Annotated in this window: 11 protein-coding genes; 8 read left to right on the plus strand and 3 right to left on the minus strand. The window is 69.6% G+C overall.

The window, feature by feature from the left end:
• Window positions 1-256 precede the first annotated feature (256 nt).
• From VFK57_08625 to VFK57_08645, 5 genes are all read left to right on the plus strand, one after another.
• Entirely contained in the window at window positions 257-517 is a 261-nt protein-coding gene (locus VFK57_08625) for a KGG domain-containing protein (protein HET7695756.1), read from the plus strand.
• 88 nt (window positions 518-605) lie between these two features.
• The gene (locus VFK57_08630; protein ID HET7695757.1) at window positions 606-2,342 is read left to right on the plus strand and encodes an OmpA family protein; all 1,737 of its coding nucleotides are present in this window, start codon (window positions 606-608) and stop codon (window positions 2,340-2,342) included.
• A gap of 87 nt (window positions 2,343-2,429) precedes the next feature.
• Entirely contained in the window at window positions 2,430-2,618 is a 189-nt protein-coding gene (locus VFK57_08635) for a hypothetical protein (GenBank protein HET7695758.1), read from the plus strand.
• Window positions 2,619-2,685: 67 nt separating this feature from the next.
• Window positions 2,686-4,599, plus strand: a complete 1,914-nt coding sequence (locus VFK57_08640; protein ID HET7695759.1) for a BamA/TamA family outer membrane protein — start codon at window positions 2,686-2,688, stop codon at window positions 4,597-4,599.
• A gap of 3 nt (window positions 4,600-4,602) precedes the next feature.
• Window positions 4,603-9,213 carry a translocation/assembly module TamB domain-containing protein gene (locus tag VFK57_08645; protein ID HET7695760.1) on the plus strand — a complete coding sequence of 1,537 codons (4,611 nt, stop codon included), beginning with the start codon at window positions 4,603-4,605 and terminating at the stop codon, window positions 9,211-9,213.
• Window positions 9,214-9,305: 92 nt separating this feature from the next.
• On the opposite strand, the gene VFK57_08650 is transcribed toward VFK57_08645, so the two are convergent.
• Window positions 9,306-11,330 (minus strand): molybdopterin-dependent oxidoreductase, encoded by a 2,025-nt coding sequence (locus VFK57_08650; protein HET7695761.1) that lies wholly within the window; start codon window positions 11,328-11,330, stop codon window positions 9,306-9,308.
• A gap of 34 nt (window positions 11,331-11,364) precedes the next feature.
• Window positions 11,365-11,604 carry a hypothetical protein gene (locus tag VFK57_08655; protein ID HET7695762.1) on the minus strand — a complete coding sequence of 80 codons (240 nt, stop codon included), beginning with the start codon at window positions 11,602-11,604 and terminating at the stop codon, window positions 11,365-11,367.
• Between the two features lie 82 nt (window positions 11,605-11,686).
• On the opposite strand from VFK57_08655, the gene VFK57_08660 reads away from it, so the two are divergent.
• Genes VFK57_08660 through VFK57_08670 form a run of 3 tightly spaced genes read left to right on the plus strand, consistent with a single transcriptional unit; the run spans window position 11,687 to window position 16,176 of the window.
• A complete protein-coding gene (locus tag VFK57_08660; protein HET7695763.1) occupies window positions 11,687-12,235 on the plus strand; it encodes a YIP1 family protein in 549 nt (182 codons plus the stop codon).
• A gap of 51 nt (window positions 12,236-12,286) precedes the next feature.
• Entirely contained in the window at window positions 12,287-12,973 is a 687-nt protein-coding gene (locus VFK57_08665) for an energy transducer TonB (GenBank protein HET7695764.1), read from the plus strand.
• Window positions 12,970-16,176 (plus strand): tetratricopeptide repeat protein, encoded by a 3,207-nt coding sequence (locus VFK57_08670; GenBank protein ID HET7695765.1) that lies wholly within the window; start codon window positions 12,970-12,972, stop codon window positions 16,174-16,176. Before VFK57_08665 ends, VFK57_08670 begins: the two co-directional genes overlap by 4 nt.
• On the opposite strand, the gene VFK57_08675 is transcribed toward VFK57_08670, so the two are convergent.
• The gene (locus VFK57_08675; GenBank protein ID HET7695766.1) at window positions 16,177-16,443 is read right to left on the minus strand and encodes a hypothetical protein; all 267 of its coding nucleotides are present in this window, start codon (window positions 16,441-16,443) and stop codon (window positions 16,177-16,179) included. It lies immediately after the preceding gene.
• Between the last annotated feature and the right edge of the window lie 14 nt (window positions 16,444-16,457).

Raw genomic sequence — 16,457 nt, forward strand, 5'->3', positions numbered from 1 at the left:
TCCCCGCGATTTGCTTCGACTTGCGGGAGGCGCAGCCCCTCCGCGCCGGCCTTCGGCTGGCACAGCCTTTGAACTACAGCCCGGCCGGAAGGTTTGTGTGATGGAGACCAGACAGGGCGGGGACCCGTCGAAGGAACCCCAGGACGCCCCCGAGACGCCCCCGACCGAGCCGGAGCCCGCGCCGGTCCAAGATCCGCCGGCAGAACCGAACCCCGCTCCGTACGTTGTGCGGGGCACGAACGCAAAGGACCGTATGATGAATAACGGAGAACGCAAGGAACGCCGCGGCTTCGCCTCGATGTCCCCGGAGAAGCAGCGCGAGATTGCCAGCAAGGGGGGACGCGCCGCGCACCAGAAGGGAACCGCGCACGAGTGGACGTCCGACGAGGCCCGCAATGCCGGGCGCAAGGGCGGACAGATCAGCCGCGGCGGCCGCGGCCGCCTCGTCGAGCCGGCTCCGGAGCCCTCGCCGGCACCGGTGAGCATGACCGACGAGACGATGCGGAGCGGCGAGTAGTGCGCCGCGGGCCGGAACGCTGATCCGGCCCGTGAACGGGGCCGGCATGGGCCGGCCTGTGCGAGTTTGTTGGGAGGCAGATGTGCGCATGTTGAATCGGGTAGCGATCGCCGCCGCGTTGACCGTGGCCGTCGCGTCAAGTGCCGCCGGCCAGAGCACTGCGACGACTCAGAGCGGCACCACGGGCGGTACCACCGCCGCGCAGCCGGCCGCGTCCACCACCACGTCGGACAGCGAAACACGTCCGGCGACGACGACGTTCATGGGCGATACCGGCCTGTGGTACGTGCCCACCGGCGAGGTGCTGCCGCGCAAGAAGTGGTCGCTCAGCGCCTACCGCGTCAACTTCGACGACAACCAGGGCTTCACCGACGTCTCCAACTGGCCGCTGACGTTCGGCGTCGGCGTCGGCGATCGGGCGGAGATCTTCGGCTCGTGGGTGCTCGTCTCGCGCATCGATCGCGACATCCGTCCGCTGTTCCTCTCGTCGATGCCGCGCGCCGGCGGCGTCGTCCCGCAGCATCCGCTGATGAACGACACCTGGAGCGGCAACCAGCTCGGCGATCTCTGGCTGGGCGCGAAGGTGAACTTCACCTCGCAGTGGCGGCAGCAGCCGGCAGCGTTCGCGCTGCGCGGCATGGTCAAGGTGCCGACCGGTGACAAGGACGGCGGCGTCAGCACCGGCAAGGCGGACTTCGCCATCGACGCGATCCTGAGCAAGGAATTCAACCAGCGCGTCGAGTTCTCCGGCTACGGCGGCTACATCGTCCGCGGCAGCCCGGCCCAAGTCGAGACGACCAACGCCTTCCGCTGGGGCATCGGCGCCGGCATGCCGTCGCGCCGCTCGCTGCGCCTCACCGCCGAACTCGATGGCGAGCTCTACGCGGACGACACGCTGCGCACCAAGCAGGTGATGCTCGCGACGGACGGATCGTTCCTCCCCGTCGGCTTCGAGTCGGACGTCAAGAACCCGCTCAACTTCAATCTCGGGCTGACCTGGCAGGGCAGCAACGGCGTGTTCGCCGGTCTGGGCTGGACCTATCGCTTCACCGTCGACAAGCGCGACGAATACCTCGGGCAGTACACCAACGGCGCCGGCGATCGCATGGACATCGTCGGGCGCATTGGGTATCACCCCGGCGTGCGCGTCTACGTCCCGCCGCCGCCGCCCCCCCCGCCGCCCCCGCCCCCGCCGCCGCCCACACACGATCTGTCGGTGCGCGCCAACTGCAATCCGTGCACGGTGGAAGTCGGCAAGACCTCCACGGTGAGCGCGGTGGCGAACAGCTCGATCGGCTGCACGGTCACCTACGCGTGGACCGCGCCGACCGGCACGTTCACCAACCCGAGCGGCCAGAGCACGCCGTGGACGGCGCCGAACCAGGAAGGCCCGGTGCCGGTGACCGTGACGGTGACCTGTCCGAGCGACGGCAAGACGGCGCGCGACACCGTCAACATCCAGGTGGTGCGCCCGGTGGTCCAGCAGGTCACATTCGAGGACGTGCACTTCGACTTCGACCGCTACAGCCTGCGGCCGGAAGCGGTGCGCGCGCTCGACGAGGCGGTCGCGGTGCTGCAGAAGAACGCGGACGTCAACGTCGAGATCGAAGGCCACACCTGCAACATCGGCACGGCGGAATACAACCTGGCCCTCGGCGAGCGCCGCGCCAACGCGGTCCGCGACTACCTGTCGAGCCGCGGCATCGCGGCGAGCCGGTTCCGCACCGTGAGCTACGGTGAGGAGCGGCCGAAGCACGACAACTCCCGCGAGGAGACGCGCCGGCTGAACCGCCGCGCGGCGCTGGTGGTGAGGCTTACCAAGTAGGACGCTGGCAACCGGCGGTGGGCGGTCAGCGGTCCGGCGATGGACCGCTGGCCGCCGGCCGCCGGCGCCGAACAACCGAGAGGTACCATGCGCTTCATCAACATGTATCTGATCGGGTATTTCATCCTCCTGGGGGGCGCGGTGGCCGCGCTCTGGTACGGAGGTGTCCTCAGCCAGGTGTCCCCCGTCTGGGTCGTCATCGGCCTCGTGATTGCCGTCGGGCTCGGCATCATGCTCTCGGTCTCGGGCGGAAAGCCCGAAATTACGCGCGAATAGCCGGCCTGCCCGGGGCAGACCGGAAGGCTCCCCAGCCTTGGCACGTGATGTGGTAGCACCCCATCACGTGCCTTTTTTCTTTGCCCGCCGCAGCCTCGCGGTTCTCTTTTTCGCGCTGGCGGCGGCCACCGCGGGCTGTGTCGAGGGGGAGCAGGGGGCCGTCAGGGTCAATTCGGTGAAATTCACCGGGGTCAAGGCGGTCAAGGAAGGGCAGATCAAGGACGTCCTGGCCACGATCCAGAGCTCGAAGCTCCCCTGGGGAGCCAGGCACTACTTCACCCGCGAGCAGTTCGAAGCCGATCTGAAGCGCATTGTCGCCTTCTACCGCGATCGCGGCTTCCCCGATGCCAAGGTCGCGTCGTTCGACGTGAAGATGAGCGACAAGCAGGATGCCGTCGACGTCACCGTGAACATCGAAGAAGGTGAACCGATCGTCGTCGAGGCGCTCGAATATCAGGGCTTCGAGGTGCTGCCGCCGGGGGAGCTGGACGAGTTGAAGGGGCGGCTCCCGCTCAAGACCAGCGCGCCGCTCGATCGCGCGCTGGCGCAGGCGTCGCGCGAAACCGCGCTCGACGAGGTGAAGGATCACGGGTACCCGTATGCGACGGTCCGGTTGACCGAGCGTCCCGGCACCACCGAGCGCGCCCGCGTCGTCACGCTGGCGACCACGCCGGGGACGCTGGCGCGCTACGGCGAGATCGACGTCGAGGGGAACACGTCGGTGTCCGACAACGTGGTCGTGCGCCAGTTGACGTTCCGCCCGAACCGTCGCTTCCGCCTGTCGCAGCTGCAGGAGAGTCAGCGCCGCCTCTATTCGCTGGAGACGTTCCAGTTCGCGAACATCGAGCCGGTGATCCGCGAGGGGGAGCAGCCGGAAACGGTGCCGGTGAAGGTGACGGTCACCGAAGGCAAGCACCGCAAGGTGAATTTCGGCCTCGGCTACGGCAGCGAAGAGAAGGGACGCGCGTCGATCGACTGGCGCCACGTGAACTTCTTCGGCGGCGCGCGCACCCTGCAGCTCGAAGGCAGCTACTCGGCGCTGAGCAAGGGAGGGCGGGTCAATTTCCGCCAGCCGTACCTGTTCGGGCCGCGCTACAACATGGTCGCGACCGCGCAGTCGTGGTTCCGCGACGAGCCCGCCTACACGCTCAACACGCGCGGCGGCCGCGTGTCGTTCGAGCGCACGTTCGCGCGCCGCGGGCCGCTGTCGCAGCGCCAGGGGCAGACTTCGCTGTCGCTGACCTACACGAACGAGTTCCAGAGCTATGACGTCGCGGAGATCGCCTTGCGCGATCCGACCGCCCACGATCTGCTGATTTCGCTCGGCCTCGATCCGTTGAACGGGAAGGCGCGCGGGCGGCTGTCGTCGGTGGACCTGGACGTCCATCGCAGCACGGCGGACAGCACCGTCAACGCGCGGCGCGGCTACACGCTCGACGCGCACCTCGAACGCGCCGGCAGCCTGCTGCGCGGGGATTACGACTTCGCCGAGTTGATCCTCGAGGGGCGCTACTACCTGGCGCTGGGGGATCTCGCGGTGATTGCGGTGAAGGCGCGGGGCGGATCGATCGGCACGCCGCGGGGCGAGAACCTGCGGGTGCCGTTCTTCCGCCGCTATTTTCTCGGCGGCTCGAGCAGCCTGCGCGGCTGGGGCCGGTTCGAGGTCTCGCCGCTGTACAACGGCTTCCCGATCGGCGGCCACACGATGTTCGAGAGTTCCGCCGAGCTGCGCGCGCCGGTGTGGGGGAATCTCAGCGCCGTGCTGTTCGCCGACGCGGGCAACGTGTGGAACAACGCGTGGGACTTCAACGTGAACCAGCTGCGGTACGACGTCGGCCCGGGGCTGCGCTACATGACGCCGATCGGGCCGATCCGCGCCGACCTGGGGTATCAGGTCAATCCGGTTCCGGGACTGCTCATCGACGGCAAGGAGCAGTCACGCCGGTTCCGCTTCCATTTCTCCATCGGCCAGGCGTTCTGACCCATGCTGCAACGGCGCATCACTCCGGCGAAGAAATACATGCGGCGCACGCTGCAGATCGTGGCGCTGGTCGGCACGCTGTTCATCGGCATCATCGCCCTGGCGCTGATCGTGTCGCAGACGCCGTGGTTCCGCGACTGGCTGCGCAAGTACGTCGTCCGCCAGGCGGGGCAGTACGTCAACGGCACCGTGTCGGTCGGCAGCCTCGGCGGCAATCTCTTCTACGGGGTGCGGCTCGGCGACGTCGCCATCGACGTGGACGGCGAGCGCGTGCTCACGCTGAAGTCCGTCGAGATCAAGTACAGCGTCGCCGAGCTGGTGTCGCAAGGCGTCACCGTGCGCGAGATCCGGCTCGAGGAGCCCTACGTCCTCGCCCGGCGTGATGCGCGGGGCTGGAACCTGGCGCGGCTGCCCAGGAAGCAGGCGCAGGAAGCGGACCGGCAGGGACCGCGGCGCCCGGTCTCGCTGCCGTCGATCGAGATCGTCAACGGCAGGGCGGTGGTCGACGACCGCGCGCCGTCGCCCTCCTTCCGGATTCCCTCGCGCATCGACGCCCTCAACGTGAAGGCCGGCTTCGAGTACGCGCCGGTGCACTACAGCGTCACGCTGGATCACCTGTCGTTCAGCGGCAAGGCGCCGGACCTGACGCTGCAGAAGCTCGCCGGACGGGTGGGGACGCGAGACGACGATCTCAACGTCGAGAAGCTGTTCGTGCAGACGGGGCAAAGCTCGCTGACGGTGGACGGCGTCGTCCGCAACTACCTGAGCGCGCCGTCGCTGCAGATCACCGCCTCGTCGCCGTCGCTGTCGCTCCCCGAGTTCGGCGGCGTGCTGCCGGTGGTGCAGGGATACGACCTGCACCCCTCGTTCGACGTCAGAGCCGACGGACCGCAGGATGCGTTGAAGCTCGCGCTGAACGTCAAGTCCGAAGCGGGCGACGTGAGCGGAACCGTGACCGCCGACGTCAAGGCTCCGGACCTCGGCGTCAAAGGACACGTCACGACGCAGCACCTGGACCTGGCGCCGCTGCTGAAGAACCCGGCGCAGAAGAGCGACATCACCGGCCGTGCCGAGGTCGATCTCCGCGTCGCCAGCGCCCCGGCGCAGGCGCCGGCCCTGGATCGGCTGCGCGGACGCGTCGTCTTCGAGGGGCCGCGGGTCGTCGCGGCGGGATACACGGCCAGCGGCGTCCGCGTCAGGGCGGACCTTGCCGGCCGGCGCATCGGGCTCGACGGCCGGGCCAACGCGTATGGCGGGAGCGCCACCACGAGGGGGTTCATCCTGCTGCCGCCGGCCGCCGGGCAGCCGCTCCAGTTCGATCTCGCCGGCAGCGCGTCGCGCATCAACCTCGCCGGACTGCCGCGGAACCTCAGCGCGCCGCGCATCGCAACCGACCTGAACGCCACGGCCTATCACGTCAAAGGGTCCGCCGGCCGGACGACGGCGATCGAGGGCAGCGCGACGCTGGCCGAGTCTTCGCTCGCCGGTGGAACGATCGTCAGCGGCACGTCCGCCGAATTCGCGATGACATCCGGGCCGGGGAAGGCGGGATTGCAGTCGCTGGCCTATGCGGCGCGCGGCGAAGTCCGCAACGTCAACCTGCGCCGGGTCGGAGAAGCGTTCGAGATCGCGGCCCTGGCGAAACCGGAGTACGACAGCCGTCTCGACACGACATTCGAGGTGAAAGGCGGCGGAGCCGGACCAGGGCAGGCGCGAATCGATGCGAGCGGCACCGCGACGGACTCCGAAGTGTTCGGCGGTTCCCTGCCGCGCATGCAGTACGAGGCGCACGTCGCCGGCACCCGCCTCTCCGGCCGCGCGAACGGCGAGTTCCGCGGGTTCGACCCGGGGCGCATCGCCGCCAATCCGCGATACCACGGCAATGTCAGCGGCACCGTCGACGCCAGCTTCTCCGTCGCCGACACGTCCGCGCCGATCACGCCCGACGCGGTCACCGCGGACGGACGCGTCACGCTGGCGAAGAGCGAGGTCGGCGGCCTGCAGATCGATACCGCCGACGTCCAGGGGCAGTACGCGAACCGCCGCGGCACGCTGCGTCAGGCGAGCGTCAAGGGGCCCGACATCGAGGTCACCGCGTCCGGGCCGATCGCGCTCGATCAGAACGGGCAGTCGAATCTCCAGTACCACGTGTCCGCGGCGAATCTCGAGCGGCTCGGCGCCCTCGCCAACCAGAAAGGGCTCGCCGGATCCGCCGTCCTCGACGGCACCGTCACCGGCAACGCCTCGTCGCTGACGATCGCGGGCACGGTGAACGGGTCGAACGTCGGATACGAGGACAACAAGGCGCTCGACCTGAACAGCCGTTACACCGTCACCGTGCCGAACCTCGAGTTCCCGCGCGCCAAGGTGCAGGCCGAGACGAGCGGCACGTTCGTGCAGCTCGGCAACGTGCAGATCAATACGCTCACCGCGACGACCACGTACGCCGACAGGACGCTCGATTTCACGACTCACGTCGCGCAGGGGCCCTCGGGCGGCGCCGCGGCGGCCGCGGCAGGCGGCGACGCGAGCGGCACGCGGGAGCTCGACGCGTCCGGCAAGGTCATCTTCCATCCCGATCACCAGGAGCTGCACCTGCCATCGCTGGCCCTGCGCACGCAGGGAGTCGAATGGCGGACCGCGCCGGGCGCGGAGGCGACGGTCAAGTACGGCGCCAATCGCGTCGAGATGCTCGGCGTGAAGCTGGTCAACGGCGATCAGTCGCTCGACGTCGACGGCAGTTTCTCGCTCGGCGACAATCCCGAGATTGGCGCCATCAAGGTCCGCGCACAGAACGTCGACGTCGCGCAGATCGAAAAGCTCGCGCTGCAGAACCGCGGCTTCACCGGCCGGTTGAATGCCGACGCGACGATTGCCGGATCGGCGAACGCGCCGTCGGTGACCGGGCGCGCCTCGATCCTGGACGGCGCCTTCCAGCGGTTCACGTATCAGTCGCTGACGGTGGACGGCACTTTCCAGAACGATCGCATCGGCGTGGACGCGCGGCTGGTGCAGGGGCCGGGAGTCGAGTTGACCGCGAAGGGCACCGTGCCGATGAGCGCGCTGCGATCGCAGCCCTCCGCGCCCGGCGCCCACGTGGCGACGGCCCCCGGCGATCAGATCGATCTGCAGGTGCAGTCCTCGCGGATCGATCTCGGCCTGATTCAGGGGTTCACCAATCAGCTCACCGGCGTCACCGGCACGCTGCAGGCCGACGTCCGCGTCACCGGATCGGGCCGCGACCCGCATCTCAACGGTTACGTCGACATCCAGAACGGCGCGTTCCAGGTGGTGCAGTCCGGCGTCGGCTTCAGCGGCCTGACGACCCGCGTCGATCTCACCGGCGACCGGGTGCGCGTCGCCAACCTGCGGGTGCTGGACGAGAACGGACACCCGCTGACGATCAGCGGCGAGCTCGCCGTGCACGAACGCCAGCCGGGCGCGGTGAACATGTCGATCGACTCGGACGACTTCCAGGTGCTCGACAACGAGCTCGGCGAGCTGAACGTGCAGACGCGCCTCAAGCTCACCGGCGAAGTGCGGAAGCCGCGCCTCGAAGGGGAGATCCGGACCGATGCGGCGCGCATCGAGCTGGACCGGGTGCTGCTGCTGTTCAGCAACGCCTACTCCGAGGAGGCGCTGCCCGACGTGGTTTCGGCGCAGGAAACGGTCGTCAGCCACAAGGGGGCCGACGAGGCGACGCGCGAGGCGTTCGCGCGCGGCCGCGACATCGGCGCCGGCGCCGCGCCGGCGCAGGAGGCGAGCGCGCCGGCGGTTGCGCCGCAGACCGGCATCTTCTCGGCGCTGGAGCTGAACCTCCGGGTCATCGCGCCGGACAACTTCATCGTCCGCGGCGACGACATCCGGCCGGGCGGGGCGAATGCGTCGCAGGTCGGCAGCGTCAACGCGACGATCGGCGCCGACCTGCAGGTCGACAAGCGCGAGAACGGACCGCTGCTGGTGCGCGGCACCGCCAACACGGTCCGCGGCTTCTACGAGTTCCAGGGGCGGCGCTTCACCATCCAGCGCGGCGGCGAGGTGCGCTTCGACGGCCTGCCGCAGATCAATCCCGACCTGAACCTCACCGCCGAGCGGCTGATCCCGAACACCGGCGTCACCGCCCGGATCAACGTCACCGGCACCGCCCGCGCGCCGCAGATCGCGCTGAGCAGCAACCCGCCGCTCGACGAGGCCGACATCCTCTCGCTGATCGTCTTCAATCGATCGGTGAACGAGCTGGGCACCGGCGAGCGCGCCTCGCTGGCGGAGACCGCCGGCGGCATCGCCAGCGGTTTCGTCGCCTCGTCACTGGGCAAGTCGATCGGCCGCGCCCTGGACGTGGACCTCTTCGAGATCACGACGTCGGACCCGGAGACCGGCGAGACGGCGGGCGGCGTGACGCTCGGCAAGCAGGTCGGCGATCGCGCCTTCGTCCGCTTCCGGCAGCAGTTCGGTCAGCGCAGCTTCACCGAGTTCATGCTCGAGTACCAGCTCGCGAGGTTCCTCCGCGCCGAGACCCGCATCTCGCCGGAAACCAGCGGCGTCGCCAACCGGTTGACGCAGCGCCGCGTCGAGCGCGCCGGGATCGATCTGATTTTCTTCTTCAGCTATTAGGGAATCGCAGCGCCGTTCGCGGTCGCGACCTGGCCTCGGATCGGTGGCAGTCGTGATCGCGATCGCACTCAGCGCCCGCGCTCACGACGTGCTCAGTGCCGGCCGAGCAGCGCGACCTGGACGCGGGCGTCGTTGAAACAGGCGCCGCCGCCCAGATCCGTCAGCGTGTCCGGCACCAGCGCGTTGGACGTCGATCCGTTGTAGGTGTTCTTGCGCCAGACGCCTTTGGAGAAGGCGACCGTGCCGGGGCGCACGTCGGCGGTGATGTTGGCCGGGCAATGCAGCTCGCCAAGGTGATTGAAGACGCGCACCGCGTCGCTCTGCGAGATGCTGCGCGCCGCCGCGTCCTCCGGGTTCATGTGCAGCACCGCCGCGCGCTCGCGCAGCTCGCCCAGCGTCGACGAGATCGTCTTCTCGGACGCCGGCGAGATGAGCGCGAGCGGGAAGCGCTCGGTCGCCGGATCGCTCTGATACCCGTACAGCCCGGCGGGCGCATCCCCGGCGATCGCCTCCGGGAACAGGTGCACCTTGCGATCCGGCGTGAGCGGGAACACGTCGACGAACTGAACCGGCGCGCCGTCGTGCGGCGGGGTCGCGACGCCGCGCTCCATCAGCTCGCGGCCGGCGGTTCCCATCCGCGACGTGATCCGCAGCAGGGTGTCGATGTCGTCCTCTTCGGTGCCGATCCCCAGGCGCTCCGCGATGGCGGAGAACACCTGCGCGTTGGTGCGCGCCTCGCCGCGCGGCTCGATCACCGGCCGCACGAGCTGCAGGCTGATCGGCCCGTACGATTTGGCGATGTCGTACTGCTCGAGGAACGTCGTCGCGGGCAGGACGACGTCGGCGTAGCGCGTGGTGTCGGTGAACACCTGCTCGAACGCCACGGTGAAGAGATCCTCGCGCTTCAGCCCCTCCAGCACCCGGTTCTGGTCCGGCATCGTCGCCAGCGGGTTGCAGTTGTAGGCGAACAGCATCTTGACCGGCGGATCGGAGTACTCGGTCAACGCGCGGCCGAGGTGGTTCATGTTCACGAGCCGCGTGTCCGGCTCCGGGGTGTCGATCCACTGCGCCGCCTTCAGGCCGAAGGCGAGGGAGTTGCTCATCGAGAAGCCGCCGCCGCGCACGCCGAACTTGCCGCCGACCGCCGGCAGCGCGAGCACCGCCGCGGCTGCGCTGCCGCCGTTGCGGTTGCGCTCGAGGCCCCAGCCGCAGCGCACCAGCGCGGGCGACGCCGCCACGTACAGGTCGGCGAACCGGCGCAGGACGGCAGGGTCGATGCCCGCCTCGGCCGCGGCGCGTTCGATCGTCCACGGCGCCGCCGCCGCACGCAGCCGCTCGCCGCCGTCCGTGTGCCGGGCGAGGAACGCCAGGTCGGCGTGCCCCTCTTCGAACATCACCCGGTGCAGCGCCAGCGCGACGGGCAGATCGGTGCCGGGACGGATCGCGAGGTGCAGATCCGCCTTTTTCGCCAGCGACGTGGTCCGCGGATCGATGACGACCAGTGTCGCGCCGGCCGCCTGTGCTTCCTTCACGTACGGGACGAGATGGATGCCCGAGGCCGAGGGGTTGACGCCCCATAGCACGATCAGCCTGGCGTGCGGATAGTCCTGATAGACGACGCCGGCCATCTTGCCGTACAGCGCCAGATTCGCCGCGCCGGTCGGCGCCGCGCAGACGGTGGTGGCGAGTCGCGACGTTCCGAAGCGCCGCCACAACTCGGCGTCGTTGGTGTTCTGGGTGAGCGGACCGTTCGAGCCGCCGTAGTAGAACGGGAGGATCGCCTCCCCGCCGTACTGCGCCTTGATCTCCGTCATCCGCCGCGCGATCAGGTCGAGCGCTTCCTCCCAGGTGACGCGGACGAACGTGCCCTGTCCCTTGGCGTCCTTGCGGACCGCCGGGTAGAGCACGCGGTCTTCGCCGTAGATGCGGTCGGCGAACCGGCGGACCTTGGCGCAGATGAAATTGCGGGTAACCGGATTGTCGTCGCCGCCGTCGATCTTGACGATGCGGCCGCGCTCGACGGCGACGTCGAGCGTGCAGGCGTCGGGACAGTCCAGCGGGCAGGCGGTGCGGACGGTGGAGTTGCCCCAGGTTTCCGGCGGAGCAGTGCGGGCCATGCCCGATTATATCGGGCCGGCCCCGCCGTCTCCTCTATTCGATGCCGGTACCCTCGCCCCCGCTGCCCATGTCGATGCCGGCGGCGCCCCCCTGGCCGCGATCCGGAGTGGTTCCGGACGCGGTCGGCGTCACTTCGTCGGCCCCTTCGTTCATGCGGCGCCGCCGCTTCGCCTCTTCGCTCGCCAGACCGGTCACGTCGTGCTCGCGGCGCGTCAGATCGTCGTTCGGATTGATCGGGCCGCCGAGCCCGAGGATATCGCCTTCCTGTGCCATTCGTCCCTCCTGCCCGATCCAGAGCAAATCCCGTGCTCGGAAGAACGGCTGGGTTCATAATGTGGCACCCAAGGAGGGATGGATGGCGGATCTGACCGGACGAATGATTGGTGCGATGCAGGCCGACGTGAAGACGTTCAACGAGATCGAAGCCGACCAGAACGCGATGGGGCAGGCGATCACCGTCATCGTGATTGCGGGCGTCGCGTCGCTGATCGGCAACATCTTCCGGTCGGGGCCCGTCGCCGGGGTGATCGGCCTGATCGGCTCGCTCTTCGCGTACGCGGTGTTCGCGTTGATGGTCTTCCTCATCGGCACCAAGGTCATGCCCGAGCCTGCGACCAAGGCCGACTTCAACGAGACCTTCCGCGTCGTCGGGTTCGCGGCATCGCCCGGCGTGTTCTACGTGCTCGCGATCGTGCCGTATCTCGGTCCGCTGATCTCTCTGCTGGTCGGGTTGTGGAGCCTGGTGATCGGCGTGATTGCCGTGCGCGAGGTGCTCGACTACTCGAACACGGGGCGGGCGATCATCGTGGCGCTGATCGCCGGCGTCATCTGCATCGTCATCTGGTCGATCGTCATGCTGCCGATTCTCGGGGCGATGTTCGTGGCGCGCGCGGTCACCGGCTGACACGGAACCGGCGCGGGCCGCTGGTGTCAAACGTGGGTGAGGGAGGCACCCATGCGAGAAGGGCTGCGGCGGTACTTGACGGGCAGCGTGCCGATTTCGATCGGTCTGCACCTGCTGGCGCTGTTCCTCGTCTTCGTCATCCCGCTGACGGCGAACATCGTGCTGCCGATCGTCACCGTGGAGCTGCCCGAGTACGTGCGGATCGCGCCGCTGCCGCCCCCGCCCGAGGTGGCGGCACCGGCGCCGCCGCGGACGGCGGAGGTTGCGCCGGTGAGCTCGGCGGCGCCGACCTCGGCGCCGCCGACCATCGAGGAGGAACGCCTCAGCCCGCCGTACGTCGCTGCCGGTCCGCCTGATCTCACGTCGGGCATACCGTCGACCGGTCCGGGGATCGGCACGACGCTGGATGCCCCGCGGGTCATCCTCCCGCCGCCGGTGCAGAAGCCGGCCGGTCCGGTGCGCGTCGCCGACCTGCCGGTGCCGCCGCGCAAGACCGTGGACGTGCGTCCGATCTATCCCGAGATCGCGCGGCAGGCGAAGAAAGAGGGGACGGTGGTGATCGAAGCGGTGCTCGATACCACCGGGCGCGTGACCCAGGCGCGCGTCATTCAGTCGGTGCCGCTGCTCGATCAGGCGGCGCTGGATGCCGTCCGTCAGTGGCGCTACACTCCCACGACACTCGGCGGCCACCCGGTATCGGTGCTGATGACGATCACGATCCGATTCACGCTGCAATGAGCAGTCTGGCAGCCCTGCTCGCGTGCAGCCTGCTCGCCGGGGGCCAGCTCGCCCAGCCCCCGGCGGAGCCCTCGCCGGAGGAAACCGCGCTGCGCGCGGCGGTCCAGCAGTACTACGACGCGCAGGCGAGCAAAGACGCCGACGCGGCGCTGGCGTTCTGGAGCGCGTCCGCGAATCCGCGGCCGACCCGCGAGGCGTTCGCCGCCGTGTTCGGCGAAGGCGAGGATCAATTCACCGTCAACGTCCAGCGCGTCACGATCCAGGGGGCCGACGCGCGCGTCCGCGTCCTGGCCGTGCGCACGCGCCTGGTCATGCGGGACGGCCGCGCGGTGACGTCCCGCACATCACTGCAGAACTCGCAGTCGTGGCGGAAGGAAGACGGCGGCTGGAAGCTCCTGCGCGACGCTCCGTTTGCCGCGGAGATCGCCGACGAGATCATCGCCGCCGCCCCTGGCGACCGTCCCGCGCTGTTCAGCAGGCATCCACGCGCCGATCTCGTGCAGGCGCGGCTCGCGATTTCCGAGCGCGCGACCATGGCGATCACGCTCCAGCGCGATTACGTGCGCGGCAAGGAGCTGTTCGGGCTGGCGCTCGACGTCTCGCGCGCCGCCGGCGATCGCGTGGGGGAGACGAATTCGCTGCACAACATCGCGCAGGCCGCGTACTTCCTCGGCGACCGCCGGACCGCAACCGAGTTCTACCAGCAGGAGCTCGCCGTCGGCCGCGAGGTCGACGATCAGACCGCCATCGCCGCGGCCTCGTTCGGCCTCGCCACCGTCGCCTATTCGCGTGGCGAGTACACGCCGGCCCTCGGTTTCTACCGCGATGCGCTGGCGGTGTACGAGAAGCAGGATCACGGCTCGGCGATCGGGCGGGCGGTCGTGAGCATTGGCAACGTCCAGTTCCTGCAGGCCGACTACGATGCGGCCACGGCGTCGTACCGGCGCGGACTGGCCGTGCTGGTGGAGAGCCAGGACATGCAGGGGGCGTCGCTGGCCCGCAGCGGCCTGGCGCGGGTCTACGCCGCGCAGGGGGATCTCGCCGCCGCGCTCGACGCCTACCGCCAGGTCCTCGCCGACGCACGCACCCGGCTGAGTCAGGACGCGAGACTCAGGAGCGAGGTGGCCAACGCGCTCGAGAGCATCGGGGAAATCTATTTCCGTCTCGGCAGCTCCGAGCAGGCGCGTACGAACGTCGAGGAGGCGCGGACGCTGTCGGCGGCGGATGCCGTGGCCGTCGGACGGTTGTCGGCGACGCTGGGACTGATCGAACTGTTCGCCGGGCGCTTCGATGCCGCCCTTGCCGCGTACATCGAGAGCCGGACGCGGTTCGATCAAGCGAAGATGCCGGACGGCGCCGCGCGCGCCTGGGTCGGCATCGGGTTCAGTCACGCGGCGCGGGACCAATGGGGCGACGCCATCGCCGCTTACCGCACCGCGATCAAGATGTTCGACGAGCAGAAGCTCGACGAGGACGGCGCCCGCGCCTGGCTCGGGCTGTCGATGGCCGAGTCCGGGGCAGGCGATCACACCGCGGCGCTGGCCAGCGCACGGACGGTCGGCGCCACCGCGGAGAAGATTCGCAGCGAGGATCTCACCTGGCGTGCCGCCGTCCGCAGCGGCGAGGCGCTCCGCAAGCTGAGCAGGCTCGACGAGGCTCGCCGTGAATTCCAGCGAGGCATCGCCACGATCGATCGGCTCGCCGCCGAGGCGCCGATCAATCCCGGCGCCCGCGGTCAGCTCGACGACAGCGCCACCGCCTGGACCGGCCTGGCGATGACCTTCGCTTCGGCGGGGGATCCCCTCGCGGCGCTCGCGGCCGCGGAAGCGCGCCGCGCGCACGTGCGCCGGGTGCAGCTTGCCGCGTTCCAGCGCGACATCACCCGAGGCATGACGCCCGACGAGCAGAGCGAGGAGCAGACCATCGTCCGCGAGCTGATCTCGACGAGAGCGCAGGTGCGGGCGGAGCGCGATCAAGGCGGTCCGGACTCGGCGCGTCTCGCGCAGCTGCAGCAGCAGCTTGCGGCGCTGGTGGCCAGGCGCACCGAGCAGCAGAATCGCCTCTATGCACGCCTGCCCGAGCTGCAGGTCTGGCGCGGACTGCGCGCCGGTGCCGGCGCAGATGATCTCGCCGCCCTCGTCCCGGACGACAAACATATCGTCATCGAGTACCTGCTCGGCGACGACGAGCTGCTGATCCTCACGGTCGTGAAAGGAGAATCGACGCCGGACGTGAAAGCGGCGGTGGTGTCGATCGATCGCCAGAAGCTCGCCGAACAGATCGGTGAGGCGATGAAGCCGGCGTCGCTGCGGGACGCGGCGTCATGGAAGGCGCAGGCGGCCCCGCTCGCGGGCTCGCTGTTGACGCCGGTTGCCTCCCGTCTGGCGGGACGGGAGCGGTGCGTGATCGTCGCCGACGATCTGTTGTGGAAGCTGCCGTTCGAAGCACTGCCCGTCGCCGATGCGCCGCTGGCCGCGGCGCTTCGCGTCAGCTACGCGACCTCGCTGGCGACGCTCGCCGCCCAACGGCGGGTCGCCGCCGATCAGCCGGCGCAAGCGTCCGTGAGCGCGGCGATTTTTGCCGCGCCGGTGATCCCGGAGCCGATTCGCGCGCAGATCGCGCTGGCGCAGCCGTCCTGGAAGGAACCGGATGTGGAGACGGCGCGCGCCGCCGCCGATGCGCTGCGGTCGTTGTATGCGGAGGCCGCGACGTTCCGCGCGGGAGCCGACGCCACCGAAGCCGCGGCCCGCGCCGCGTTCGAAGCGGCCGACGTTCTTCATACATCCGCCCCGTTTCAGGTGAGCGGCGCGACGCCGCTGTTCTCGTACGTCGTATTCAGCGGCTCCGGCGACGCGGCCGCGACCGATGGGCGATGGGAAGTCCGGGACTGGTTCGGCGCGACATCCCACGCGCGCGTGCTGATCCTGGCCGATGCGACGTCGTTCGCGGCGTCCGGCGCGGGAGGCGCGCTCGACATCATCGCCTGGGCGGCGGCGTCCGCGGGCGTGCCCGCGCTGATCGTGCCGCGCGCGCCGGCGGACGGATTCGTCCTCGACCCGGTGCTGACTGCCTTCCACGCCGCCATCAGCAAGGGAACCGCGGTACGCGACGCGTGGATGCAAGCCCTGTCCAGGGCGCGGGACAGTAAAGGCGCGGCGCCGTCCGAGTGGAGCGGCGCCCGGCTGATTGGTGCGGCCCGCTAGCTAGCGGCGGCGCGCGGGACGGCCGACGATTTCCCGATCAGGGAAGAAGTCCCGCCCGCGGACCAGCTCGACCGTGTTCTTCGCCGCGCCCACGAACGGAATCGCATTCAATCCCGTGTCCATCATCCCGCCGAAGACGCCCTTGCGCCTCATGGTCGAGACGACCGTCGCCAGCGCGATCGCCCCGCCGATCCACGGCACGCTCCGCGAAAGCCGGCGCGACAGCCTTGCTCCTCCCCAGCGCACGAGTCGATCGGTCGTAGCCATACCTGCCATCCTAG

This window comes from Vicinamibacterales bacterium, from assembly GCA_035699745.1.
In the GTDB taxonomy this organism is placed as follows: Bacteria; Acidobacteriota; Vicinamibacteria; order Vicinamibacterales; family 2-12-FULL-66-21; genus JAICSD01.

Excerpts from the sequence above, each read along its gene's own strand:
- VFK57_08650 (HET7695761.1), bottom strand. The coding sequence starts at position 11,330 with ATGGCCCGCACTGCTCCGCCGGAAACCTGGGGCAACTCCACCGTCCGC.
- VFK57_08645 (HET7695760.1), top strand. The coding sequence starts at position 4,603 with ATGCTGCAACGGCGCATCACTCCGGCGAAGAAATACATGCGGCGCACG.
- VFK57_08655 (HET7695762.1), bottom strand. The coding sequence starts at position 11,604 with ATGGCACAGGAAGGCGATATCCTCGGGCTCGGCGGCCCGATCAATCCG.
- VFK57_08635 (HET7695758.1), top strand. The coding sequence starts at position 2,430 with ATGCGCTTCATCAACATGTATCTGATCGGGTATTTCATCCTCCTGGGG.
- VFK57_08670 (HET7695765.1), top strand. The coding sequence starts at position 12,970 with ATGAGCAGTCTGGCAGCCCTGCTCGCGTGCAGCCTGCTCGCCGGGGGC.
- VFK57_08625 (HET7695756.1), top strand. The coding sequence starts at position 257 with ATGAATAACGGAGAACGCAAGGAACGCCGCGGCTTCGCCTCGATGTCC.
- VFK57_08630 (HET7695757.1), top strand. The coding sequence starts at position 606 with ATGTTGAATCGGGTAGCGATCGCCGCCGCGTTGACCGTGGCCGTCGCG.
- VFK57_08660 (HET7695763.1), top strand. The coding sequence starts at position 11,687 with ATGGCGGATCTGACCGGACGAATGATTGGTGCGATGCAGGCCGACGTG.
- VFK57_08665 (HET7695764.1), top strand. The coding sequence starts at position 12,287 with ATGCGAGAAGGGCTGCGGCGGTACTTGACGGGCAGCGTGCCGATTTCG.
- VFK57_08675 (HET7695766.1), bottom strand. The coding sequence starts at position 16,443 with ATGGCTACGACCGATCGACTCGTGCGCTGGGGAGGAGCAAGGCTGTCG.